We start from the raw sequence: 24137 nt of genomic DNA on the forward strand, positions 1-24137 counted from the left end.
AAAAGTTGATTGCGCACTAGTTGCGCCGCTTGTGTCCGCGCTGCAAGCGCGGGCATAAGGTTCCCGAGATGGCCCCCAGATGATACTTGTAGGTGCAACTTGTCAATCGTGGACGCGAGTGCGGAAGAAAATCGCGAGTTGATCGCCGATTTCGTCGACGAGGCCCTGTCATCGATGACGGACCTCGCTGTGCGACTGGAGACGCACCGCGCGAACCCAGCCGATGCGGATGCCATCAACGCGGTGTTTCGTTCGGTGCATTCCATCAAGGGTTGCGCCGGCTTTCTCAATCTGTTGGCCATCAAGACGTTCTCCCACGCGTTAGAAAACACGCTGGACGAGATCCGCCAGCAACGGCTCGAATTGACCAGCGATCTCCTACGCGCGCTCGTGCTGGGGTTCGACTTGCTCAGCGAGATGCTCAACGCGGCGCTGGCTGGCGAAGTGGCCGAGGAGTTGGGCGATCGCGAACATGAATTGCTGGAGCGTGTCGCGACGTTGAGCGCGGGGGCGATCGTACCTCATCCGACGTCCGAAGAATCGCTGCTCGCGTCGATCCTCGCGCTCGCCGACGAAATGTCGGGAGCGCCCGAGCTATCTCTCTGGGTCGAGCGACTGCGCAAAGCCGCGGTCGCGGCGCGCCTGCAGGGCGTCGAAACGCCAAGCGAAGCGGCGCCTGCGTCATCGGCACGGCCCGCGGCGAACCAAACCGCTGACGAACCGTCAACGAATGCGGAGGCCGCGCGGCCCACAGCGGCCGAAGCGGGAGGCGCACAATCGCGCGGCCGGTTGGTGCGCGTCAAGGAAGAGCGGCTCGACGAATTTCTCGATCATGTGTCCGGCTTGTTCATCACTGGCGAAATGCTCAAGGATCTGCACTCGCGGATGCGCGAGAGCCGGCAGATGACTTCGCTCGTCGAAGAAATGCGCCAGATCAACCGCGCCTTCGCTTCGCAAACGACCAATCTGCAACAACGGCTCGTGTCCCTACGCCGCGTGTCGGTGGCCGGCTTGTTCGCCAAGTTTCCGCGCATGGCGCGCGGCCTGGCCGACCAGCTCGGCAAGCAAATCGACGTGCACGTCAGCGGCGAAGAAGTCGAGATCGACAAGAACCTGGTCGAAGAGCTCGATTCCCCGCTGACGCACATGATTCGCAACGTGGTGGATCACGGCATCGAAGGCCCGGCCGACCGCGTTAAGCGCGGCGTCGGCGAAGTAGGCAACCTCTGGTTGCACGCCGAACAGACACGCACGCACGTGCGCCTAACCGTGCGCGACGACGGCCGCGGTGTGGATCCGGAGCGAATGCGCCGTAAAGCGGTCGAGAAAGGAATGCTCACCGAGGTTCAGGCCCGCGCGCTGAGCGATCAGGAAGCGACCGAGTTGATCTTCGCCGCGGGCTTCTCGACCGCGGAAAAACTCTCGGACATCTCGGGGCGCGGCGTCGGCATGGACGTCGTTCGCACCACGGTTCGCGAGCACAATGGCGACGTGCATGTCGAGTCGAAGGTGAACGTCGGCACGACGTTCACAATCACCATCCCGATTCGTAGCGGCGTCCTGGTCGTCGACGGGCTGTTGACCGAAACGTCCGGCGAAAAGTTCGTGCTCCCGTTCGAGCACTTGCTGGAAATTACCTTCCTGAAGCGTTCCGAACTCACCGACGTGCAAGGCTCGCTGGCCGCGCGGATTCGCGGCAATACCTACGGCGCGGTGCATCTCTCCGACGTCCTGGAACTCCCCAAAGCCGAGATGCAACCGAACGACATCCTCAGTGTCGTGCTGGTCGGCTGCAAGTTCGGCAAGCTCTGCCTGATCGTCGACCGCGTGCTCGGCCACCGCCAGGTCGTGGTCAACAATGTCCAGGACGTCCTCCCGTGCAGCTCCCGACTCGCCGGCGTCGCCCAACTGGGCGGCGGTCGACTGGCGCTCTTGCTGAGCGTGCCTGAGATCGTGCGTCAGCTTCACTTGCACACGCGCTAGGCGTTCGCGCGAACGTACGTCTTACCCAATCGCGCTCAACCTCACGTCGCCCCTCGGCGCGTCCGGCGAATCTCGCGTCACTACGTCGAAATGCCGGCGTCGCCCAGGAAGGTGTGTCAGAATTAAAAACCAGCCACGCGGGCGAGCATCGCAATTGGTTCCAGGCTGGTCCGGGGCGTACAATGGCCCGTTACGACGTTGACGGAGAGCCTCCCAGCGCGGGGTCGCCGACTTTGCGCTGATTGCGTATATTGCCAGATTCCCAGCGTGCCAGCCGAACGCCCACCCGAGCTCGCTAACGGCCGAAGATGTACGATTACGTGCTCGAGTTTTTCAGCCAAGGTACGTCCGCCTACGGCGGCATCGTACTGATTTTGGTGCTGACGGGCGCCGGCCTCCCGATCCCCGAAGAAATCCCCGTGATCGCGGCGGGAGTCCTCAGCGGGCACGGGACGCTCCATGTCGGCCTGGCCTTCGCGGCCTGCTTGGTCGGTGCATTGGCGGGCGACTGTGTTATGTACGGCCTCGGCCGCTATTTCGGCCGCTCGCTGCTGCGAGAACGCCATTGGTTCGCCCCGTTTCTGACGCCCGAGCGCGAAGCCCTCATCGAGGAGCACATCAAACGGCATGGGCTGAAGGTCTTCTTCCTGGCCCGCTTTCTCGTCGGCTTGCGGTCGCCCGTTTTCCTCGCGGCCGGCATCCTGCGCGTGCCATTTCGACGGTTCATCCTGATCGACTTGTTCTGCGCGACCGTGGTGATCTCGTTCTTCTTTTCCCTCGGCTACATCTTCGCATACAAGATTCGCGAGTGGCTCCAGGCCATCCGGCAGGCCGAATACGCGCTCAGCGGATCGCTGCTGGCCGTCATCGCCGTGGTCGGGCTTTATTTCTATGTCCGTCGCCGCCGTGCGCGCGCGGACGCGCTACGCGACGGCGCCGCTGGCGGCGAGCTGCCGAACGCCGCCAAAGAACAAACCAAAAGCGTGGCGTAACGCCATCCATCGCCCAGGTTCGCGGCGCGTCTCCCCGGCGGTTATACTGCGTCCATTGGCCATCGCCGCGCCTTTGCTTTACACGTATTTTTTCATGCCGCGGATGGCAACCACGAAAGGCACGAAAAGCACGAACTTCTTGTGCAGAATCAGATTGCGAAGCAAGACCTAAGCGGGCGTACTCCCGACGGTTGGCAAAACATGGACCGCCGTAGCATTCCCAGGCAACTCAAACTTTCGTGATTTTCGTGCCTTTCGTGGTTCCATCCGAGCTGTGTAATACAACGAGTTCGCAGCGCCCTGGTTATTGATTGCAACGATGAATCCCCGCGGACATAGATTTCGATTCCTGTTCGCGCTCGTGGCCCTCGGGCCAGCGGCGCAGGTTGCCGTTGCGCAACCGCCCGGCGTGCAGCCCGTGTTCCGCGCGCAGATGGCGCTGGCCAACCCGGAGGTTCAGCAGGGACGCATCGTGTGCCGTTTGAACCGCCTCACGCGCTGGGGCAACAACATCTCGCGCAAGTCGGGCGCGAGTGAATCGCTGCGCTTCGAGCAAAGCGAGCGCGGCACGGCCATGCACTACAAGCTCAGCTCCGCCGAACGGCGCCTGGCAATCGACGCCCTGGAACATGAACTGACGATCCTGCACGAACATCTGACCAACGGCGAAGCGGATGAAGTTGTGCGCTTCGAACAACGGCCAGGGCAGACGCTGTCGTTCGAAGTTCGCACCGGAGATGTCACCCAGCAACTCCACGGCGACACCGTCTGGCATCTCTGGCTGCACGATCCGGAGATCTGCCAGCGCCACTTGGCCCCGCTGTGCGAACTGCTTGGCATGTCGCTGCCGTGGACGAAGTTCACGCAGGCCTTGGAATCCAAGTTGTTCTTACTTGCCGACGCTGGCCAGGCCCACGACGCGACGCTGTGGCGCGTCTGGTTATCGGAATTGAAGGACGATCGCTTCGCCGTGCGCGAGGCCGCCGATCGCCAACTGCGTTCTGCGGGTACCGCTTTGGCGCCCTTCCTGCGTCGTCTGGATACAAAGCAGCTCGATGCGGAGCAGCGTTATCGACTGCGCCGGATCATGGCGGAATTCGAACTGGACGAAGGCGCCGACACCGTCGATTCCACGGCCGAATGGTTGGCCGACGATCCGCGAGTGTGGCTCGTCTTCTTAGTCCGCCCGGATGCGGAGAAACGGCGCACCGCCGCGAGCCAATTGGAACGCCTGCTCGATTCCCCGATCACCTTCGACGCCGACGCCGCCGAAGATGTACGCGCGAGTCAGCTCGTCGAACTACAAGCGCGTGTCGCTCGTGCTTTCGACCGTAACTGACGTGCGCGGACGCTCCGTGCCCGGCTGATGCGCAAGATCGCACAGCACTTCATTCGTCACGTCGTGGCCGCCGCGAAGATTGGTCCACAGCGCGCCGACGGAATAGATCGGGCCCCAGGGAATCCCCCACCAGCCCAGCAGCGCCGTCAGCGCCGAAAATCCGAGCCCCTTGATGACGGCGCTCTCATCGCCGCGCACAAAGTAGATCGGGCTGGGCTTCTGAAACGTCAACACGAGGGCCGACACGCAGTACTTATAAAAGACGAAGCGGCCCCCCTGTGCAATCTCCCGATGGAGATCGTCCAGCGTCAGCCCGTCGATTCCTTTGATTTCCATGCGGAGGCGACTCCTTGATTCGACCACATGAAATATAGCTCGCGGGACCGTCGCAACGCGTGCCAGCCGCGCTACGGATCGTAGGGCTTAAGTGCATTGTGCCGGCCAGCGGCATCAGCCGCAAAACGCGGTCCCGGGGAGATTGCCGTCGTTGCTGTGCGCATCTCAGATGGAACCACGAAAGGCACGAAAAGTCGAATTGCTAGGGAGGACTACGGGCATCACTCCTATGCCAACTGTCGAGCTACGTTGCGTTGGCCTTTGTGTCGCGAACCAATTCTCGACAAGACGTTCGTGCCTTTCGTGTTTTTCGTGGTCCCTCTGGATACCAACAAAAAGGCGCAGTTGTGGCCGGTCTCCCGACCGTGCCACCGGGCCCCGAGTTAGCGACCTCAGGCCACAAACGCCAGATAGTAAAACACCCAGCCGGTACACGCCGTCAGCGTCATATCGGCAGCCGCCAGCCACGCCAGGAATTTGTGCTTCGGGCTGTACGCATTCGGCGTGGGGATGGAGTCGAACTTCCGCAACGCCTGCACGATCACATACACCCAGAGCAGCGAAGTCGACACGGCAAAGAACAAGTGCACGTACAGCACCTGATAGACAATCGCCCGCGCCGCCTCCGGCGCCGGAAACGCCCGTTGCGACCACGGAATCCCCTGGTACTCCGACCAGCGAATATCCACCTCGAAAGCCGTCACCGCCACCAGCAGCACCAGTCCCAACACCACCTGCACGCGCTTGTGCCACAGATAATGCCCGCGCTTGACCAGCCCAATGCTGAAGGCCATCACCGGCAACACCAAAAACATCGCCAGGAACACAAAGTCGAGCATAAAACTCGCCCGCGTCCCCAGGAAACCATCAATCATCGGGGTATCTCGCTGAAGCGGAAATGATTCATCGCCATGGCTGCCGGGATTCTAGAAGGCCAAACGCCGCCCCACAACGGCGAATGCCCAGGCGCGGGCGACGAAAAGCTAGACATGAGTCGGCAAAACGGTGCATTCCATCGCGGCGCCATTTAGAATTGATCGAACCAAGACTGAGGATCTAGCGTAGTCGATTTCAAACCTAGCCCGCACAGGCTGACATTCCCGCGGCGAGACCCGTCGATGCGCTACGTACATCACAATCGATTCTCGGCCTTTCGGTTCACAGTAGCTTTGCTAGCGGGGCTAGGTGCGATCGGCTGTGGCCGGGCGGCTCCGCCAGTGGTCGTCCCGCAGCCCGCGCCCGCCGAAGTCAAAAAGAGCGAACATCCTGCTCAACCGCCGGCCTGGGATGTCGCCATTGAGCGGCTCTGGAGCCAAGGCGACATCGACGGCATCATTGCGACTTGTGATCGCGTACTGGCCGACGAGCCCAGGAACACGGCGGCTTTGGTCTGGCGCGCCTACGCTCACTTGCAAGCCGTCCGAATGGAGCAGTGCCAAGCCGATCTCAACGCCGCGTTGGCGATCGACCCGAATTGCGCCGACGCCTGGGCGGCCAAAGGGGATGCCGAGCTTGCCACAAGTAGCGACCATCCAGCCGCCCGAAAGCTTTACGACCGCGCCCTCGAAATCGACCCGCGCTGCGAGCTCGCACTGCGCGCCCGAGCGCGGTCGTTTGCATTTCAGGAGGAGTACGACAAGGCAATCGCGGATTACACGAAGCTCGTAGAGATGTCCGGGGCTCCGCTTGACTATTTCGAACTGGGGCAAGCGCATCACCAGTTCGACGACGACGATGCCGCCCTGCGCGACTTCGATGCTGCGATCCAATTGCAATCGAATTACGCCAACTACTTCGCACAGCGCGGCTATGTTTACGACAGCCTGAATAAGGTCGACGAGGCGAAGGCCGACTTCGGGAAGGCGATCGAGCTCGATCCGGAGAACCCGGCGCACTACTGGGCCCGTGCATCGCTGAACATTCGCGCGGGCGATCTCGACGCAGGCAACGCGGATTGGCTCGTCGCGATCGCGCTCACGCCGAATCATGTCGGTAAGCATTACCACTTCCGCCAATTCCGCAACGCGGCTCTCTCGGATGACGACTTGCGGCACGGCGAGGAGCAACTCCGCGCCATCGTGCGCGACCGGCCCGAAATGGCCGAGTTCGCAAGGCCGGGAGACCGACTTTGGACCTGGGCTGTTCGCAAGCTTGCTGGCGACGAAGTCGGCGAACCAGTGTACTGGAATCCGCGGCCCCTGCGCCATGCGCCGGCTGTACACCGAATTCCTACCGACGATCACGCGGGTTTCATTCAGATCGCCGACGATCCCGAGATTCGCGGCGACAGAGAGGACACCGCGTTTGAACAGTGTTGGGCCTGCCTCGTCTTTGAATTACACAACATGACGTTTGCTGACGAGTTCGCCGCTGTCGACAAAGTTGTCTCGTCGGACAAACTGGAAAGGCACAACTATGTTATCGCCATGAGTGAAATCGAAGACCGCGCAGGGCAATTGCAGGCCGCGTTCTATGCCGATGTTTTCTTGCCTTGGTCGAAAGAAGCCGGCTTTACCAAGTCCAATCCAGAACTTTGGAGGGATCGGTTTCCAGCTATTGACACAATGCCTCCGGAAGGTGACGTGGATGCCGATTATTACGGCTACTATATCGACAGTTACGAACTGCAGCTGTCCGTAGAAGAGGTCCAGGCTGGAAAACATGCTGAGGCCAAGGCACGGCTGGAAGTCATCGTGTCGCGCCCGACGGCGCTGGAAGACGAGAGTTTGTCGAACGTTTACTGGTGCCTCGGCCAAGCCCAACTGGCGCTCGGAGACCAGACGCAATCCCTCGAGTCATTCAAGCAGGCCGTCGCCTTGGACGACGTGTGGCTCGGAGAACATGCCTACCCAATGAAAGGTCGCACCTTCATCAGCAAGAGCGTCGAAAGCGAAACGACGCGCGACGCAGGCGCTCATTTCCTACGCGGCTGCGTTTGGGGCAATCTCGGAGACTTCGACAAGAGCCTAGAGGATCTCGACAAGGCTCTGGAGATCGATCCCCAGTTTGTTGTGGCTAGGTTTCAACGCGCCACTGTATATCACCACCAGAATGACCTCGATCGTTGTCTTGCCGAATTGGATCAGGTGCTGCAAATCAATCCGGATTTTCATTACGCTCGCGTGACCCGCGGCACGATCTGGATGGAGAAAAAGGATCTGACGAAAGCGCTCGCAGATTTGGACGAAGACGTCCGCCGCCGGCCTGACAGCCCCGAAGCCCTGCTATTTCGGGCGCAGGCGTATAACATGAACGTGGACGTGGACAAGGCGTTGGCTGATCTCAATGAGGCTATTCGGCTCGACGAAAATTTTGACTCCGTCTGGCTGCTCCGGGGGATGGTGCAAAGTGTTCGAGGCGACATCGCGGGCGCAATGAAGGATTTCGAACATGCGTTGACGCTCAGTCCGGACGCCGGCGCTGTCTACTACGCCCGCGCGTTGGTTCAGGTCAGGTTGCGTAACTTTTCTCAGGCGCTGGCTGACCTGGAGCATCACTTAGGAGATGCAGTCGAAGAGCCCTGGGGGTTGGCATTCAAAGGTAAAGCACTGGTGGGACTTGGCGACTATGACGCGGCAGCGAGCGCCGCCGAAGCCGCGATTAAGCTAGATCCAAGCGTCCAATTGGGTTACGAGGTTCGCGGCGACGTTCACAGAGCCCGTGCGGAGTATGCCGCGGCGTTAACAGAGTACGACCGGGCGGTAGAAGTCCTACCGGACGCCCATCAGTCCTATCTAGCGCGGGCCACATTGCTCAGCGAATGCGAGGACGCAATGGTCCGTAACATCGAACGCGCCGTTCAGGATGCGACGCGAGCTTGCGAACTGACGGATTGGAAGGATCACGAGTGCCTGTCCTCGCTCGCAGCCTGCCACGCCGAAGCCGGCGATTTCGCCAAGGCCGTCGAGTGGGAAACCAAGGCCCTGGAAATTGCTCGCGGCGACTGGAAAAAGCAGCACGAGCGGAATCTCGAAACGTTCAGATTGAACAAGACGCTGAGGCAAGCGGAGCGGGAACGCCAGACGACTGAATCGCCAACTCCATAGTCGATCTGGATGGCCCGTCTAAACCCCAAACTGCCGCAGCACCAGATCGCAGACGTCGACGTCCGCCAAGGTATGGCTTGGCAGTACGCCGCGCTGCGATGAGAGGAGCACGGTGCGTTGCCGCGCATCGTGCGGCGGCGCGCCGTGCGAACCGCGGACCAGGGTTGCATCGAGCGGAATGCCGCGCGCCACGGGGTCGAAGAATAGTTCCACCGGGTCGTAACCTGGTTTGCGGTGGATGTCGACGGTTCGTGCGAACGCGGGCGCTTGGGCGTCGTCGAGCCACCAGTAGTACGCTTGCCAACTATCTGCGCGCGAGATCAGCACCACGTCGCCCGAGCGTTCGTTGACGAGATCATACTTGCTGAGTTCGGCGCCGGTGAGCACTTCCTCAATGCCGTCGTGTCCGCGGAAGAGATCGACGACCCGATTGATCACCGTCTGATCGCGATCGCGCACGAAGATGTGCGAGAACTGATGATCCACGAGTGCGAACGCGGGGCTCGTCACGGGATCCAGGTGTTCGCCGTCGGCCAGCGCGCGGATTTCAAGTAACCCGGCCTGGCGCAAAATGCGATTCGGATACGTGACGTGGCTGACCGGCACGATCGGATACTCGCCGGCGATCAACCATAGCGGTTCTTCGTTGCCGAACGCGGCGCGCTGGCCGTCGATCAACCTGCCCAGCGTTTCATCCAATTCCGCGAGCGCCGTCGTGGCCTGTGGGCTATCCGGCCCAAACTTCTGCGCCGCGTAATCGAGATGCGGCAAGTAGATGTATTGAAATCGCGGATGATACGCCTGCGCAGCCAGCACGGCGGAATCCACGATCCAGGCCGTCGAGCGAATATTCGCGATCGGTCCCCAGAAATGCTGCAATGGAAAATGCCCGAGTGCGTCGCGCAGCGTGCCGTACAGTTCGGTCGGCTTTGTGAAACACCACAGCGATTCCGAACCGTCTGGATTGTGGACCGGCGCGGGCGTGCAAACGGATTCCGCGCCACATCCTTTGCTGTGCAACGGAAAACAGACGGCCGACGTCAGTGAGTTGTCGTGTTCGCGGAGGATGTCCCAGATCTGTGGTCGCTGGATGCAATCGTTCCAGGCGGTCCACATCTCGACTTCGCCCTTGTCGCGCCAGAAGAAACCATTGGCCACGACGCCATGCTCCGACGGCGGATATCCGGTCGTCATATTGGCCTGCACGGGACAGGTCACGCAAGGAAAGCCGGGCACGAGCGCAGCTTGATCGCCGGCGGAAGTCAATTGCCGGAGTCGCGGCATATGCGCGAGGTCGCCGCCGCGCAATCCGGGCGCCGAAAGCAGGATCACGCGGTCGTTCATTTGAATTCTACTGGCAGATTGTTTGACTTGGGGTGCCACTGACGGCTTGTCCGCCAGTGCGGAGTCGACGTTACAAGCAGGCCCAACTTCGGCACTGGCGGACGAGCCGCCAGTGGCACCCGACGTTTGGTTCTGATGGATTATGTCGTCAGATTACGATGATCAGGCCGTTTCGCTGATGGGATCGGAGCTCGCTGCGAGCGTATCGCGGGACCTGCGTTGCAGCGACTGGAGTTGCTCCATCACCTGGTCCAGTTGCGCCTGTATCAACCCGAGCTCGTCGCCCACGGTTATTTGCCCGAGTTTCTTACGATGCCGCTCGCGCTGTTCGGCCTGGAACTCGTCCTGGGCCTCTTCCATGCCGTTGACGATCACGCCGACGAACAGGTTCAAGATGATCATCGTGCCAAGCATGATGAACGAGACGAAATACAGCGGGCTGATTAACGGCCGCGCGATCGACGTGCGCTCCGCGTCGACCAGGGCCTTCATTTCGTCGTTGTAGCCATAGTGGTCCGAGCCGTACATCTGGGTGTACATCGTGTTCACCCAGCCTTCGAGCGTGACGACCTCGAACAGCGTCAGCATTGAGGCCGGCAGATTGCGAAAATGGACAGGGTCGTTCTCGCGGAACAGAAACGTGCCCATCACCGCGTACGAATAGAAGTGCAACATCAACAAACTGCCGACATAAACCAGCGACGGCAGGCTTTTCAACAGCGCCGCGACGAGCATTTGCAATTTCGGCACCGCGCTGACGAGTCGCAGCACGCGCAAGATGCGAGCCAGCCGGAACACCGAGGCGTAGCCGGCGTGCAACGGCAGGAAGCAGATCACGATCACGATGAAATCGAAGATGTTCCACGGATCGTAGAAGTACTCCCAAGGGCGGGGCCAGCGCGCGATGATTTTGATCGCCGCTTCCGCCACGAACAGCCAGAGGACGATTTGCTGCAGCAGGTCGACGAGCCGGCCGTAAGGGCTGTCCGGCTTGAAGTCCGGCAATGTCTCCAATCCGACGAGGACGCCCGCCAGGATGATGATGCCGAGCACGAAGTACGAAAACCCGCGGGATACGGCCAGCTTGCGCAGGAAAGGGAGCATGTACGAACCGATTCGGGAGGGAAGGTCGATGACAACAACGCCGGGCGCGGGCGCACCGATCTGGACGGCCCCTCAGAAAAAACACATTCAGACCCTGAATGCAAGGGGTCGACGGCCCTTCGAGGGCGGGGGAGCGGCGAGAACGCATCAGCGCTGGTCGTGCGACGACTCAGCGAACCGGACTAGCGAACCGACGGTGCGGCGCTTGGATGCAGGAAAGTCCGCAAAAATCCGGGCAGTGCGGCGAAGTGGAGATGTAAGCGACTGCCGATGGCCTGGTAGGCGGTGAACATGTCTTGCTCGTGCCCTAGCTCGCCCAGGAGCGAAACTTGCGGACGTTGGGGGACAAACTCCCAGCACTCATTGCGATAGCCGCGCAATGTTGTGCCCGGCGAACCGAGCCACGAAGTGCGGGTCATCGTCACTTCGACCGGTCGCGGCGGGCGCGGCGCGGCGTTGCAGCGCGCCACGGCCGGGAAGATGCCGACCATCGGGTAGTCATGATCGGCGTCGACTTGAATGGATTGGCAAAGGTAGGCGAAGCCGCCCCCTTCGGCATAGACACGTCCGCCGCGCCGGGCGAAGCTGCGGAGCGCCTGCATCATGCATTGATTCGCGACCAGGCGTTCGGCGAAGCGCTCCGGATGCCCGCAGCCGAAGTAGACGACGTCGACGTCATCCGGCAACGCGTCGTCTTTCAGCGGCGAGAAATCAATCACTTTTGCGCCCAGCGATTCCAGCGCGTCGATCGAATCAGGGAAATAACAATTGAAGGCCTCATCGTAGGCCATGGCGATGCGGATCGGCGCCCGTTGCGAATCATGCTCCAACGGCGGCAGTTCGCACCAGGGGTAATCGCGCCGGCACGCCAAGGTCAACAATCGATTGACATCCGTGCGGAGCGCGAATTCCTGCGCAAGTTCGCCCGGGGCGAAGGCTGCGGACAGCGCGCCGCGCGAGGCGCTCAACTTCGCCCGCGTTTCCGAGGCGGCAGGCATGCCGCCGATGACGGGAATGCCATGCAGCGCTTCAAGATTCGTCTGCCAGGTGAAGAAATCGCGATCGTCTTTGAATTGATCCAGCAAGACCGCGTCGTATTGGCCGCGACGCAACACTCCATGACAACAGTCGCCGAGCGAGACATCGAACACCGCGACGCGCGGCAGATCGAGCCAATCGCAGAGCGTGTCCAAACGTCCGCCCGCGGACTCGGGACGACAGCCGCCGCAGTCGTCGGTAATCGCGGCCTCGGCGTCTTTCTCGGCCGCGGTATAGGCCGTGGGAAATCGCCCTTCCACGAGCGCGAAGCCGGCTTCTTGCACGCCGTTCCAGAACGTCGCGCGGGAGCGGTCGCGGTCCATCAACCAACTATCCAAGTGGCGAGAACCGGAGCCTTGCGTGCCGAGCGCGCCTTTACGCGAACAAAAACACGCCCGCGAAAGAAAATGTTGAACCTCGATCTCTTCCGCCCGTAAGAAATCCAACAGCGCCCAAACCAGGAAGTTGATATCAGCCAAAGGCTGAACGGCGCCCACGGCAAGTCGAGGCAACGCGGACATACGTTATGCGTCCTGGGCAATCGCGGGTGGAAACACATCTGAACGCATGTCAAGGTCTCGCGAAATCGTCGACGTAGATGTCGGCTGCGTTCCATTCCGGAGGGGTTGGTCCCTTTGGCAGGAGGCAACTCAGCCAAAGGCGGGGAGCACCGCAATTCTTAGCCGACCCGCATGGCCGGTCAAGACACCCGAAATCTACTTATCGGGCGGCACGCGCCGAATCGCCACGGATCGCGAGGGTTTTGCCATCCGGAAGGGCCAATCACCGCGTAGCCGGCGGCTCGGGCAAAACTATTTCTTACCCTGTCGTCGCTTTTCCGCGAAAAATCGCGTCAGAATCTCCCCGCATTCGCCTGCCAGCACGCCTGGGACAACCTGGCAACGGTGATTCAGCCGGGCGTCGTTCAGCAACTTGTATAAGGACTCCACGGCGCCCGCCTTCGGGTCCGGAGCCCCAAACACGACGGTCGGAATCCGCGCCTGGAGGATCGCCCCGGCGCACATGGGGCAAGGTTCGAGCGTGACGTAGAGGATGCAGTCATCCAGCCGCCAGCTTTCCAGCGCCGCCGCAGCCTGGGTGATGGCGACCATTTCGGCGTGCGCCGTGGGATCCCGCAGTTGCTCCCGCGCGTTGCGAGCGCTGGCAATCACTTGCCCGCTATGCACGATCACCGCGCCGACCGGCACCTCGTCCTCAGCCAAAGCCTGCTCCGCCTCGCGCAAAGCGCGCCGCATGTAGAAATCGTGCATGGTGAAAGATCAAAGGCCGGTGAGTATCGAAACTTCAACAGCGTCGCGACGGCGACTTGTTGATTGCTCACATTATTACCTACGCAACGTCTCGACGACCAATGGCTCGCACGCGGAGGATTGGGCCTGAAAACAACATCCGGGCAAACCCGGCCGCCGGCGCGGCAACACGGGGGATTCGCTGGCCGCCCCCTCCAACTGCCTGAACGGGAAATGAGGTAAGAGGGACGACGCGATCCGAAATAGAAATGCAACGCTCCACGCCGCCATCAACCAAAAAATTCCTGACACGAATGGCGCCTTTCCTTTCCGCTCGTGTACTGACAACCGCGATCGTCGCGACTGCTAGCACTCGCATAGTCCTGTGGCGCAACGGGCTTGTGTGGGCCATTTGCCAAAGACAGCGCACTACGCGAGCCGGATATGCTCCACTCCGTGGCGGACCATCCATTCGAGCCAATCTTCCTGCTCGGCGGTGAGTTCCACTTCGGTGCGATGGTAGCTATCAAGCGGCGAGACCAGGACTAGCACGCCTTCTTCCAGGTAGCGTGCCGCATCGGCGCGAGGCACCCAGTATTCGCCGGCCGGAAAAACTGGGACGCCGTTTTCGCCGGGGATCGCCATGAAGTAACTCACGTCGTGCCGGAAGCGATCGGGCATCGGATGCGGCGCCAGATCCGTGCGACCGACGGCGATGACATGGATCGACATAAGTAAACGCTTTCTGAGCGGGTCGCGGCTGCCGGCTGAAATGCGGGGCGACCGTGCGGATCGGGCGGACAGGTTCGATTGTAGCGGGTTCCAATGCGGCGACTCACCCCTCATTCCGGCCGAGGGCCGCGATCCTGGGCCTCGAAAATGGACGATGTTTGAGTAGCGGCGCCTGTCGCGCAAGTTTCTCAGGAGGCTCCCGGCCATGACGCACACCCGACGCTCGTTCCTTGCCTCCGGACTTTGCCTGTTCGTCTGCGGACCAACGGCGGTCGTCGCTGGCGAACCGGGGGCGAAACCCTTGCCGGCGTGGCCGCAGGTATCGCGGGCGATCGACCGGTACTATGCGAAAGACAAGTCCCGGCAGCCAATGGACATCATCACGCAGAGCCAGACGAGCCCGGTGTTCGCCGAGTTGCAGAAGCTCGGCTGGAAAGTGGCCGACCGCGACGCCCTGTTGGCCCGCGTGCCGTCCGACAAAGATTTCATCGTCAAGCAATTGCGCACGAAACAGGGCCAAGAGTTCATGCGGGAGTTCACCAAATATCCCGACGGTTTCGACAAGCTCGACCAACTCGCGAAAATGCCGCAGGGAAAAGCGAATGTGGAAGCCCTGGTCAAAGGCCCGGATGGTTACAAGCTGCTCGAATACATGACCACGACCAAGGGGGGCGCCAACCTGGAGAAACAGCTCTCCCACGCCCCGAAAGGCAAGGGCTTCACGAAAGCGACGGGCCGCATCTACACGGTCGAAGCGCTCAAGCAGGAACTGAAAAAGTCCTACGCCCGCGCCGCCCAGCCGGCTTCCAAACCACGCTGATTTCGATCAGATCTTCCGAAACTCGCCCGACGCGCCAGCGAGCGAGAGTTGACGCGGCCCGTTGCCAGACGATCGTACTCTCGTCGACTCCCCCTCCGTCCGTGACGCATCGGCAACGTGCAGGATTGAGCGCCTAACGCCGGCTGGTACGCCTTTCCAAGGCGCGTTACGATGCACCCGTATCGCCGGCGCGTTGGGAGCCGGGGAACTGGGACCAGGCAAGCGGGCACGGAAATCGAAAGGGAGCGTGACGTCATGTGGGACGCATGGGAACAACGGCGCGGAGCGTGGTTGGGGATCGGGTTGGTGCTGGGCATCTGCATCGGGGCGATGTTGCCGCATACGCCTTCTTACGCCGTGGCCACCGATCGGCACGAAACCTTTGCCATCTGCACGGGCTCGGTCGACGATGATCTGGAAGCGATCTACTTCCTCGACTTTCTCACGGGCGACCTCCGGGCGCTCACCATCAGTTTGCGGACGAGCGAGTTCGTCGGCTATTACGAATACAACGTCACACAGGATCTGGCCACCGACGCCGGCAAGACGCCGCGGTACGGGATGATCACCGGCTACGCGCGCCTCCGACAAAACACCGGCCAATTGCGACCGAGCCACTCGCTGCTTTATGTGACCGAAGGCACCAGCGGCATTGTGGCGGCCTACGCGCTCCCTTGGAACGGTAACCTGGCACAGTCCGTGAAGCCCTACAATCAATCGTTGGTGAAGCTCGACGCCAAGCCGATGCGCAACGTAGTGATCCGCGAGGAGTAAGCCACGCTTGACCGAGTCATCCGCCACCACGATGGAAGTCTTCGTCAACGGTGCAGCGCGCGAAGTTCCACCGGGCACGACGCTTGCCGCATTGATTCAAGAGCTAGCGATGGAACCGCGCTTCGTCGCCGTCGAAGTGAACCTGGAACTGGTTCCCCGGACGCAGCACGCCGCGCGCCTACTCGCTGCCGGCGATCGCCTGGAAATCGTCACACTGGTCGGCGGCGGATAATCTCGCAAGCGGATTTCATGACGCCAGCCGGAAGCGCTAGCGAGGGAGAGTTGACGTCGACACCCAGCAGAACGTCCCACCGATGACCGCTACGACTACTCAACACCGCGCGCACGTCACGACCGATCCGCTGCGGCTAGGCAAACACACGTTGCAGAGCCGGCTGATTGTCGGCACTGGCAAGTACGCTAGCTACGAGCTGATGGCCCGCGCGTTGGAACTGTCCGGAACCGACTGCATCACCGTGGCGGTGCGGCGCGAGCGATTGGTCGATGCGCAAGGGCGCAACATCCTCGATCACATCGATACGTCGCGCTACATCCTGCTTCCCAACACGGCCGGCTGCTTCACGGCGGAAGATGCGATCCGCGTTGCTCGCTTGGGGCGCGAGATCTTGCTCGGCCTGGAAAACCCCGGCGCGGATTGGGTGAAGCTTGAAGTGCTTGGCGACACGAAGACGTTGCTGCCGGATCCGATCGCCACGCTCCAGGCGACGGAAAAACTTGTCGCCGAAGGGTTTCAGGTTTTGTGCTATACGACCGACGACCCGATGACGGCGCGGCGGCTCAAGCAGGCCGGCGCCACGAGCGTGATGCCGGCCGGCAGCCCGATCGGCTCTGGGCAGGGAATTCTCAACCCCAACAACCTGCGCATCTGCTTGGAGTACTTGAAGGAAGGCGACCCGGACTACCCGGTGATTGTCGACGCCGGCGTCGGCACGGCGAGCGACGTGGCGATCGCCATGGAGTTGGGCGTTGATGGCGTGTTGCTCAATACCGGCATCGCGCACGCCAAGGATCCGCTCGGCATGTCCCGCGCGATGAAGGCCGGCATCGAAGCCGGCCGCCTGGCGTTTCTTTCCGGCCGGATTCCGAAGAAGCTGTACGCCACGGCGAGCAGTCCGGAGACGGATTTGATTGCTCCAGCTCGTGCTTAGGGAACCATCTCAGATCGATTCTCGGGTTAGCAGAATCGGCGAGTGCCTGGGGCAGGGGCGCCAGTTGCTCGGTCGCCATGGCCCAATCTCTGGGGCTTCGTTGGACTTGTCAACGCATCGCTACGATGCCCCAGCCGATTCGACCTGGTTGCCATTCTTAGAATGCCCCAGCCCCAGGCACCCAACGCTTTACGGTTAGATTCGCTGTCGTGGCCGCTATGCCGATGAGAATTCGGCAAGCTGAGCGAGTAGTTTTGCCGCTCTGTTCGAATCGATTGCGTCGGCCGCGATGCGCACTCCCTCGCGGACGTCTGTCACTTTGCCGACGACCCACAGCGCGGCGGCGGCGTTGGCGAGGACGATGTCGCGCGGCGGGCCCGGTTGGCCGGCGAGGATGCCGCGAATCATCGCAGCGCTTTCCTCCGGGCCGGAGACGAGGAGCGCGGAACGATCGATCGTTGCCAGTCCAAAATCTTCCGGCTGCCAGACGAGTGGATGCAGCGATTCATTTTCAACAACGAACACCTGCGTCTTGCCGGACAACGTGACTTCGTCCAAGCCATCTTCGCCATGGACGACTGCGGCGCGGCGCGTGCCAAGTCGCGCCAGCGCCGCGGCGAGCTTTTCGTGGAGTGCCGCTTTGCCGACGCCCAGCAATTGGTAGGGCGCGGACGCAGGATTGGTGAGCGGTCCCAGCACGTTGAAAATCGTCGGTCGACCGAGTTGCCGGCGCACGTTCGCCACGTGGCGCATCGCTGGATGCAAGAGCGGGGCGAAGCAGAAGCAAAGGCCTAGCTCATCCAGGCAGCGCTCGACCGTCGGCACAGACGCTTCAATGTTAACGCCGAGCGCTTTCAGAACATCCGCCGAACCAGTCCGGCTCGTGATGCTGCGATTGCCATGCTTGGCGATCGGCACGCCGGAAGCCGCGGCGACAATCGCCGTCGCGGTGCTGATGTTGAAAGTGCCGGACGCGTCGCCGCCGGTGCCGCAGGTGTCGAGCAGATCGGCGCGGCTACTGCGGATCGGCGTTAGACTGCGTCGCAGCGCCAACGCCGCGCCCGCGATCTCGTCGACCGTTTCTCCTTTGTCCGCCAGCGCCGTGAGCAAGAGGCCGATTTGCCCTTCGGTCCATTCGCCGCGCATCACGCCGCCCAGGCAGGCGGTCATTTCGTCAAACGAGAGATCTTCGCCGGCCACGAGACGGCCGAGAGTGATTTCGATCATGGAGTGGAGGTAGTCGGAGGAATCGTGAAGCCGACGAACTTACGCAATCCGCATCGTCAGCCCGCCGTCGATCGTCAACGTTTCGCCGGTGATGTAATCGTTGGTCACGAGCAGCGCGACCGCTTCGGCGACTTGCTCTGCTGAGCCCTCGCGATGGAGCGGGATGCGGTGATCCAGGTTGTGCTGCTTGCGGTCTTCCGGCATGTCTTGGTGAAATCGCGTACGAATCACGCCCGGCGCAATGCAATTCACGCGGATGTTGTCGTCTGCCAAATCGCGCGCCAAACAACGCGTGAAGTTCAGCAGCGCGCCCTTGGCCGTGGCATAGGCAATCGCGCCTGGGATGCCGCGGATGGCGGCCGAGGACGCGACCGTGATGATCACGCCGCCGCCCGCGGCGCGCAGATGAGGCAGCGCGGCGCGGCAAAGGTGATAATTGGCCGTCACATGCAAATCGAGCGTGTGCTGCCAGACGTTGGGCGTGATGTCTTCGATTTTCCCAAAGGCCGGCCCGCCCGCGTTGTGGATCAGCACGTCCAGACGGCCAAGCTTCTCGACCGTTTCCTCCACCGCCTGGGTACACGATGCAGCCTGCGATAAATCGCCTTGCATCAAGTGGCAGCCGCGGTCCAACATATTGATCCGCGCGCGCAACTCGTCGCCCGGCCCTTCGAGCTGCCGCGCCATCGTGGAAATGTGCGCGCCGCGCTTCGCCAATTCCACGGCAATCGCGGCGCCGATCCCCATCGTGGCGCCGGTCACGAGGGCAACTTTGTTGTTGAGGTCCATGGGAGGGAGCATGGGAGGAGAACGGGAGGAAACGAATAAAGTAGCAGACAAGCAGGGAGGATGCCAGGAACGACGCCATGCCTGCGGGACGGCGGCAAAGTAATTTGGCATGCAGCAGACCGAGGCCGAGGGTGCGGAGAGTGACGGTGGCGAGCTGCGTGAACCATAGTTTTCCCTCGCTGGCCCTACCGGCTGGTGTCGTTCCACTCAAACGCGTAGCCGCTCCTGTTCCAAGCGCGCGAGCATAAAGGCGAATGCCTTCGGCAGCATGTGGTTGTAGTACGACCAACTGTGGCCGCCGGCGCTGGTTTCGAGGTCGCATTCGTACGGAATGCCGAGCGAGTAGAGTTTCATCCGCAGTCGGTCCGAGCTGTCGAACCAGCGAGCGTCCGCCGGGTCGCAGCAAAAGTACGTGTTGCGCGGCCAATTTAGCGGATGAACGTGGAGAATCGCCGAATCCTGTCGAGCCGCTTCGGGATCGGGATACATCAGCGGAATCGTCTCATCGTCTTCGTCGTAGCGCGTGTAGTAGTCGATCGCGGGGCTGAGCGCGGCGACGATCGGAAAGCGATTCGGGTATTTGAACGCGAATCGCAAAGCGCCCTGGCCGCCCATGCTCGTGCCGAAGAGCGCCAATTGCGACGGCAGGATTTTCCAGCGCTCGGCGGCGAACGGCAGCACGCGGTCCAGCACATAGCGCTCGGCCGTCAGCGTCGGATCGAACTCTTCGCATATCTTGTCGGTCCACCAACTGCGTTGCGTCAGCGGCGCGATGCATGGCAAACCATACTCAGCGAGCAGGCGGGTGGCGACCGGATTATCGACCAGCCGGCCCAGATGCACGCCATGCAGGTACATGGCGACATAGCTGTTCGTGTGCGGGCGTTCGGGCGTGAAGATGTCGCAGGGATGGCCAGCGACGTCGACCACGCTCCAGCCGGGAAGCAGTTCGGAGGCCTGGTTTTCCACGTTACGGAACTCGGGTGCGGATTCCTTGAACGGGGACATCGTAAACGATCGGGGGCCGGTGGCGAGAGAGGGCCGCGGGCGGTAGGTACTGGGCGGTACATCCACGTTTTGCCCGGCCGAGGTCACAGACCTCGGCTACAGAAGTAGTTGATGCGGCAGCCCTGCGAACCCCCTGATAGAGTTCGGAATTTGCGGAAAACCGCGGGTTGTTTGCCCTGGACCAGCCAGTTTGTAAAAGCCATACTATTTACAGGCGTTAAACCAGGAAAGCCAGAGAATATCCTGGATACGCCGACTCGCCGCCCACCCGAATCGTTCGACCCGCCGAATCGCGCCATGGACGACCTTTTTTGCCGCATTGAGCTGCACCCCGACGGCGTTGTGCTGGTGCGAGTGCCGCCGGCCAATCCACAGTTCGCCGACTCGATCCCCGACGCGGTGTTTTCCTTCCGCAAGGGCGATCCGCAATATGGCTATTGGCGCTCCCGCTACGACCTGGAACACGGCGCCGCCGAACAGCATGCGATGTCGGGCAGCGCCCAAACGCTGTAGGAGGCGGCCTCGTCGCAGATGACGAAGGTTTCGCCATCGGCGTCGGAGACGCCTCCCACAGGTTGCTTTGGGTACTTCTCCTGATTAACGCGGTTCGTCGCCGATCGAGGCGTCCAACTCGCGCAGTTCGCGGCTGACTTCTTCGAGCTTAGTGACGAGCTCCCCGCGACGTGACGCCAATTCGCGTTCCGTGACATAGGAACGCATCTCCGCGAGCGTGCGACCCGTGGCTTGGAATTGGCCTTTGTCCAGGCGATGAATCATCGCCTGCCAACCGGCCGCGAGTTGCGGGTCCAACTGTTGAAACGCCGCGTTGTCGAGACTAGGCAGCGAACCTCCCTCGGCCGGGACGGTCGCCAGCGACAATCGTTCGCGTCCTTTCAGCTCCTGCAGGAAACGTTCATTCTGCGCCGTGCTCATCGGCACGAAGTAGCCTTCGTCCGGGTCGACGCCCCAGGTCGCTTCGCCGGGGCGCTTGTGAATGTTGCGTCCGCCTGGCAAGTGATAGAACGCGGTGGTCAAGCGGATGCCGGTGCCGTCTTCCAATCGCACCAACTCCTGCACGGAGGCTTTACCATGCGTACGCGAACCGACCACGACCGCGCAATGATTGGCTTGCAGCGCCCCGGAAACGATTTCGGCGCTCGACGCAGTGTATTCATTCACCAGCACCACGAGCGGCAGCGTCGGCTCGGCGGGAGCATCCCCTTCGCCGATCTTTTGTTCGCTGCCGTCGCGTCCACGGAGCGTGACGATCTCGCCCGTCGGGGCGAAGAGTCGCACGACGTCGATCGATTGCGCCATCAGGCCGCCGGGGCAATAGCGGAGATCGAGGATCAAACCCGCGAGCGGTTCGCGAGCGGCAGCCATCGCGTCGCGCACCTCGGCCGCGGTTTCCGCGCCGAACTGCGTGATGCGGAGATAGCCAATCTTGTGCTGGGCGTCCAGCAGATAGTCCCATTTGTAATTGTCGCCGCGGATATAGCCTTGCACCGTCGGCAACTTGAACGCGGCCCGGACGATTTCCACCGTAGCCTTCGAACCGTCGCCACGCTGGACGAGCAGCTTCACCTTCGAATCAGCGGGGCCCATGATGCGCGACGCGACCTGTTGGAGATCATCGCCCGCCGCGGCCCCGTCGATTTCGACGATCACGTCGCCCGGACGCACGCCTGCCTTGAGCGCCGGAGAGTTTTCGAGCGGCGTCGCCACCGTGGGACGACCGTCGCGCATTTCAAGTTGCGCGCCGATGCCGCTGAGCGCGCCTTTGATCTGCCGTTCGAGCTGAGCCAGTTCGGCCGCCGTCATGACTTCGGAGTGCGGATCGTTCAGTGCATCGACCATGCCGCGCATCGCGCCGCGGACGAGGCTCGCTTCATCCGGTGCGGTGACGTAGCGCTTGGTGACGTGCGCTTGTAGTTCGGCGAGCGCGTCTTTCGCGACGCCTTCCTGGTCGGCCGCTGGCGCGGCGGCCTGATGGACGACCATCCGCTCGACTTCATGCGCCATGGCCTGGCTACGCATACCTGCCTCGGCCCGCTGTGGCGTGGCCGTGTAGGAGGCGACCGGCACGATGACAATCGCCGCCACGGCAATGCCGGCGAGCGCGCCGCGCTGCGATAGCGCCCGGCGATTCACCTGATCGTTGAGAATCGCCGTCACGCGACGTTCCATTCGCGACTGGTCCGCCATGGCCAATGCCACGGCCGCAGCCCAGCGCTGCGGGGCGAGACCAGCGGCCACCGCGACCAGATGTTCGGCATAGTCCGGGGCCTGGCAACCATCGGCCAGCACGCGATCGTCGCAAGCCTGTTCCTGTTCGCGTCGCAATTGCTTGTAGGCGATCCAAGCGAGTGGTTGATACCAGTACATCGCCCGGCAAATCTGCACGAGCCATTGCGTGGCGCAATCCGCGCGGGAGACATGAGCTAACTCATGCAACAAGACCATACGCAACTGCGCGACGCTCCAGGAGCGGGCCGAAACCGGCAACAGCACGGCCGGACGAAAGACGCCCCAGGTCATCGGAACCTGACGCGCATCGCTTTCTAACAACCGCACGTCGCGACGGCAGTCGAGCCGGGCCTTCGCGTCGTCGAAGATCGCGAGCAACCGCGCGTCTTCGACGTTCCGCGCACGGCGGCCCAGTCGAGCCAGGCTGATCGCTCCACCCAACAGCGGCAGCAACATTCCTACGACACCAACCAACCAGGCGCACACGGCGATCGTCGCCCACGGCCACGGCTGGGCCGGTTTCACTGGCGTCACCGTCGGCGCCACAATCGGCGGGGCCGCGGCTTCCGCAGGTTGCGACGCCAACAGCGTTTCTTTCCACGGCGCAGTGCTCGCCGTAGCGTCGGCCGTGACGGTGTTTACTTGCGCGTCTTGATCCAGGTCCGCTAATTCCATCGGCGCGGCGGCCGGCGCGGTGCTGCCAAGCGAGACGTGCCAATTGGGCAACGTCGTCGACATCATCGGCAACATGCCGGCGCCAACGAAGGCGGCCAGCCAGACGAAATGCCGCGTCGCCGCGCTGGCGTTCCGCAGGCAGGCGGTCGCCGCAATCGCGGCGGCAAAGATCAACGTCGCTCGCAAAGCCAGGTCCGCCAGCCACCAGGCCGTCGGCGCCCAACTCGCGTTCTCCGCGGTCAGCCATTCGTTCATGACTCACTCCCCGATTTGCGTGTTTTGGTGATGAGGGCCGCCAGACGCTTCAGCTCGTCTGGTTTAAGATCGCTGGAAACATCGGTCAGATGGGCCGCCAGGGCGTGCTCCATCGAGCCTTCGAAAAACGTATCGAGCACCCGGCGCAGCGCACTCTTGCCAGCCACGCCGCGCGGACGACTAGGGCGATACACATACTTGATGCCCTGCTGTTCGTGCGTGAGATGCCCCTTCTCTTCCAGAATGCGGAGCAGCGTGCGGACCGCGGTTTTGCTGGGCGGGTCCGGCAACAGCCGGGCCACCTCGGCGGCCGAGGCGGCGCCGCGGGCGTAGACGACATCCATGATTTGCCGCTCGCGGCGGCTCAAATGTTCTTCGTGCGGAACGGACATGGGCTTGGTCGAGCGCCTCCGAAAAAGATCAGGAAACCGCCGGCAAACGGCGATTTCCAGGGAGAAAGCACATTCCCCCGCCAGCCCAGGCGACGCCACGCCCCGTGGTGTTGCCGGCACAGTCCGCGGCGCGCCAGGCGTTCGGCGGGCGAATGTGCCAAAAACTTAACCTGCGACGACGGGCGTGTCAAGCGAAGTGGTTAAATTTTTGGTGGGGGCGATTGCAGGTCACCCGTCGATTGTGGCTGGGAGTCAGATCGCCTCTTCCGGACATGCTTCGAATAAGCGCTCCGCTAACTACGAATGGTCGCATTCAAAAAAAGGAAGTCATCGCCCATGTGTCGGGCTGAATCGGCTGCTTGTTCAGTCCGTACTCCATCGGATTTTCGATCATTTGAAAGAAGCGGGGCTCGCCGTTGGCAAGATGATTGTTCGCGTAGGAGCGAAGTTCCGGATACGCCCGGCATCCAAGAATGATCTCCTTTACTGCAGATTTGGCGAGCTTGAATGGACCGCTTCTATCGAGCAGGATTCGGAATTCTTGTTCATACTCCCAAGCCTTCGACTTTGAGAAAAACGCGCGCGGTGCAAACTCGTCAACCGGATCAAAATAAAAG

Annotated in this window: 22 protein-coding genes; 9 read left to right on the forward strand and 13 right to left on the reverse strand. The window is 61.9% G+C overall.

Translation table 11 applies throughout. The features are described 5' to 3' along the window. Window positions 1–108: 108 nt before the first annotated feature. The 3 genes from SGJ19_09995 (at window position 109) to SGJ19_10005 (ending at window position 4314) form a co-directional block, all read left to right on the forward strand. On the forward strand, window positions 109–1983 hold the full coding sequence (locus SGJ19_09995) for an ATP-binding protein (protein MDZ4780571.1): 1875 nt from the start codon (window positions 109–111) through the stop codon (window positions 1981–1983). Window positions 1984–2291: 308 nt separating this feature from the next. Then, a complete protein-coding gene (locus SGJ19_10000) occupies window positions 2292–2975 on the forward strand; it encodes a DedA family protein (protein MDZ4780572.1) in 684 nt (227 codons plus the stop codon). A 319-nt stretch (window positions 2976–3294) separates the two neighbouring features. Next, on the forward strand, window positions 3295–4314 hold the full coding sequence (locus tag SGJ19_10005; GenBank protein ID MDZ4780573.1) for a hypothetical protein: 1020 nt from the start codon (window positions 3295–3297) through the stop codon (window positions 4312–4314). Here SGJ19_10005 and SGJ19_10010 read toward each other — a convergent pair. Next, complete coding sequence (locus SGJ19_10010) at window positions 4276–4650, reverse strand: hypothetical protein (protein ID MDZ4780574.1); 375 nt, start codon at window positions 4648–4650, stop codon at window positions 4276–4278. The two genes, SGJ19_10005 and SGJ19_10010, sit on opposite strands and share 39 nt — an antisense overlap. A 392-nt stretch (window positions 4651–5042) precedes the next feature. Further along, window positions 5043–5525, reverse strand: coding sequence for a DUF420 domain-containing protein (locus tag SGJ19_10015; GenBank protein ID MDZ4780575.1), 483 nt, complete (start codon window positions 5523–5525; stop codon window positions 5043–5045). 342 nt (window positions 5526–5867) lie between these two features. Between SGJ19_10015 and SGJ19_10020 the strand changes: the two genes are divergently transcribed. Further along, window positions 5868–8696 (forward strand): tetratricopeptide repeat protein, encoded by a 2829-nt coding sequence (locus tag SGJ19_10020; protein MDZ4780576.1) that lies wholly within the window; start codon window positions 5868–5870, stop codon window positions 8694–8696. Window positions 8697–8714: 18 nt separating this feature from the next. Here SGJ19_10020 and SGJ19_10025 read toward each other — a convergent pair whose 3' ends face one another. The 5 genes from SGJ19_10025 to SGJ19_10045 form a co-directional block, all read right to left on the reverse strand. Then, window positions 8715–10040 carry an alkaline phosphatase family protein gene (locus tag SGJ19_10025; GenBank protein ID MDZ4780577.1) on the reverse strand — a complete coding sequence of 442 codons (1326 nt, stop codon included), beginning with the start codon at window positions 10038–10040 and terminating at the stop codon, window positions 8715–8717. Between the two features lie 162 nt (window positions 10041–10202). Continuing rightward, complete coding sequence (locus tag SGJ19_10030; GenBank protein MDZ4780578.1) at window positions 10203–11144, reverse strand: ion transporter; 942 nt, start codon at window positions 11142–11144, stop codon at window positions 10203–10205. A gap of 182 nt (window positions 11145–11326) precedes the next feature. Next, window positions 11327–12703 carry a hypothetical protein gene (locus tag SGJ19_10035; GenBank protein ID MDZ4780579.1) on the reverse strand — a complete coding sequence of 459 codons (1377 nt, stop codon included), beginning with the start codon at window positions 12701–12703 and terminating at the stop codon, window positions 11327–11329. Window positions 12704–12994: 291 nt separating this feature from the next. Continuing rightward, window positions 12995–13453, reverse strand: a complete 459-nt coding sequence (tadA, locus tag SGJ19_10040) for a tRNA adenosine(34) deaminase TadA (protein ID MDZ4780580.1) — start codon at window positions 13451–13453, stop codon at window positions 12995–12997. A gap of 408 nt (window positions 13454–13861) precedes the next feature. Next, window positions 13862–14164, reverse strand: a complete 303-nt coding sequence (locus SGJ19_10045) for a hypothetical protein (protein MDZ4780581.1) — start codon at window positions 14162–14164, stop codon at window positions 13862–13864. A gap of 205 nt (window positions 14165–14369) precedes the next feature. Here SGJ19_10045 and SGJ19_10050 point away from each other — a divergent pair, with 205 nt between their 5' ends. From SGJ19_10050 to SGJ19_10065, 4 genes are all read left to right on the forward strand, one after another. After that, a complete protein-coding gene (locus SGJ19_10050; GenBank protein ID MDZ4780582.1) occupies window positions 14370–14984 on the forward strand; it encodes a hypothetical protein in 615 nt (204 codons plus the stop codon). Window positions 14985–15239: 255 nt separating this feature from the next. Beyond that, a complete protein-coding gene (locus SGJ19_10055; GenBank protein MDZ4780583.1) occupies window positions 15240–15758 on the forward strand; it encodes a hypothetical protein in 519 nt (172 codons plus the stop codon). 31 nt (window positions 15759–15789) lie between these two features. Further along, entirely contained in the window at window positions 15790–15990 is a 201-nt protein-coding gene (thiS, locus tag SGJ19_10060; protein ID MDZ4780584.1) for a sulfur carrier protein ThiS, read from the forward strand. Between the two features lie 82 nt (window positions 15991–16072). Then, entirely contained in the window at window positions 16073–16927 is an 855-nt protein-coding gene (locus tag SGJ19_10065; GenBank protein MDZ4780585.1) for a thiazole synthase, read from the forward strand. A 216-nt stretch (window positions 16928–17143) separates the two neighbouring features. On the opposite strand, the gene trpD is transcribed toward SGJ19_10065, so the two are convergent. From trpD to SGJ19_10080, 3 genes are all read right to left on the reverse strand, one after another. Then, window positions 17144–18154 (reverse strand): anthranilate phosphoribosyltransferase, encoded by a 1011-nt coding sequence (gene trpD / locus SGJ19_10070; protein MDZ4780586.1) that lies wholly within the window; start codon window positions 18152–18154, stop codon window positions 17144–17146. A gap of 39 nt (window positions 18155–18193) precedes the next feature. Further along, window positions 18194–18955, reverse strand: coding sequence for an SDR family NAD(P)-dependent oxidoreductase (locus SGJ19_10075; GenBank protein MDZ4780587.1), 762 nt, complete (start codon window positions 18953–18955; stop codon window positions 18194–18196). Window positions 18956–19150: 195 nt separating this feature from the next. Next, window positions 19151–19951 carry an alpha/beta hydrolase-fold protein gene (locus SGJ19_10080; protein MDZ4780588.1) on the reverse strand — a complete coding sequence of 267 codons (801 nt, stop codon included), beginning with the start codon at window positions 19949–19951 and terminating at the stop codon, window positions 19151–19153. Window positions 19952–20248: 297 nt separating this feature from the next. On the opposite strand from SGJ19_10080, the gene SGJ19_10085 reads away from it, so the two are divergent. Further along, the gene (locus SGJ19_10085) at window positions 20249–20464 is read left to right on the forward strand and encodes a hypothetical protein (GenBank protein ID MDZ4780589.1); all 216 of its coding nucleotides are present in this window, start codon (window positions 20249–20251) and stop codon (window positions 20462–20464) included. Between the two features lie 84 nt (window positions 20465–20548). On the opposite strand, the gene SGJ19_10090 is transcribed toward SGJ19_10085, so the two are convergent. The 3 genes from SGJ19_10090 to SGJ19_10100 form a co-directional block, all read right to left on the reverse strand. Next, entirely contained in the window at window positions 20549–23128 is a 2580-nt protein-coding gene (locus SGJ19_10090) for a S41 family peptidase (protein MDZ4780590.1), read from the reverse strand. After that, entirely contained in the window at window positions 23125–23520 is a 396-nt protein-coding gene (locus SGJ19_10095; protein ID MDZ4780591.1) for a BlaI/MecI/CopY family transcriptional regulator, read from the reverse strand. Before SGJ19_10095 ends, SGJ19_10090 begins: the two co-directional genes overlap by 4 nt. A gap of 313 nt (window positions 23521–23833) precedes the next feature. After that, window positions 23834–24137, reverse strand: a 304-nt coding sequence (locus SGJ19_10100; GenBank protein ID MDZ4780592.1) for a DUF2971 domain-containing protein, incomplete at its 5' end; no start/stop codon positions are given.

Source organism: Planctomycetia bacterium (assembly GCA_034440135.1).
GTDB lineage: Bacteria > Planctomycetota > Planctomycetia > Pirellulales > JALHLM01 > JALHLM01.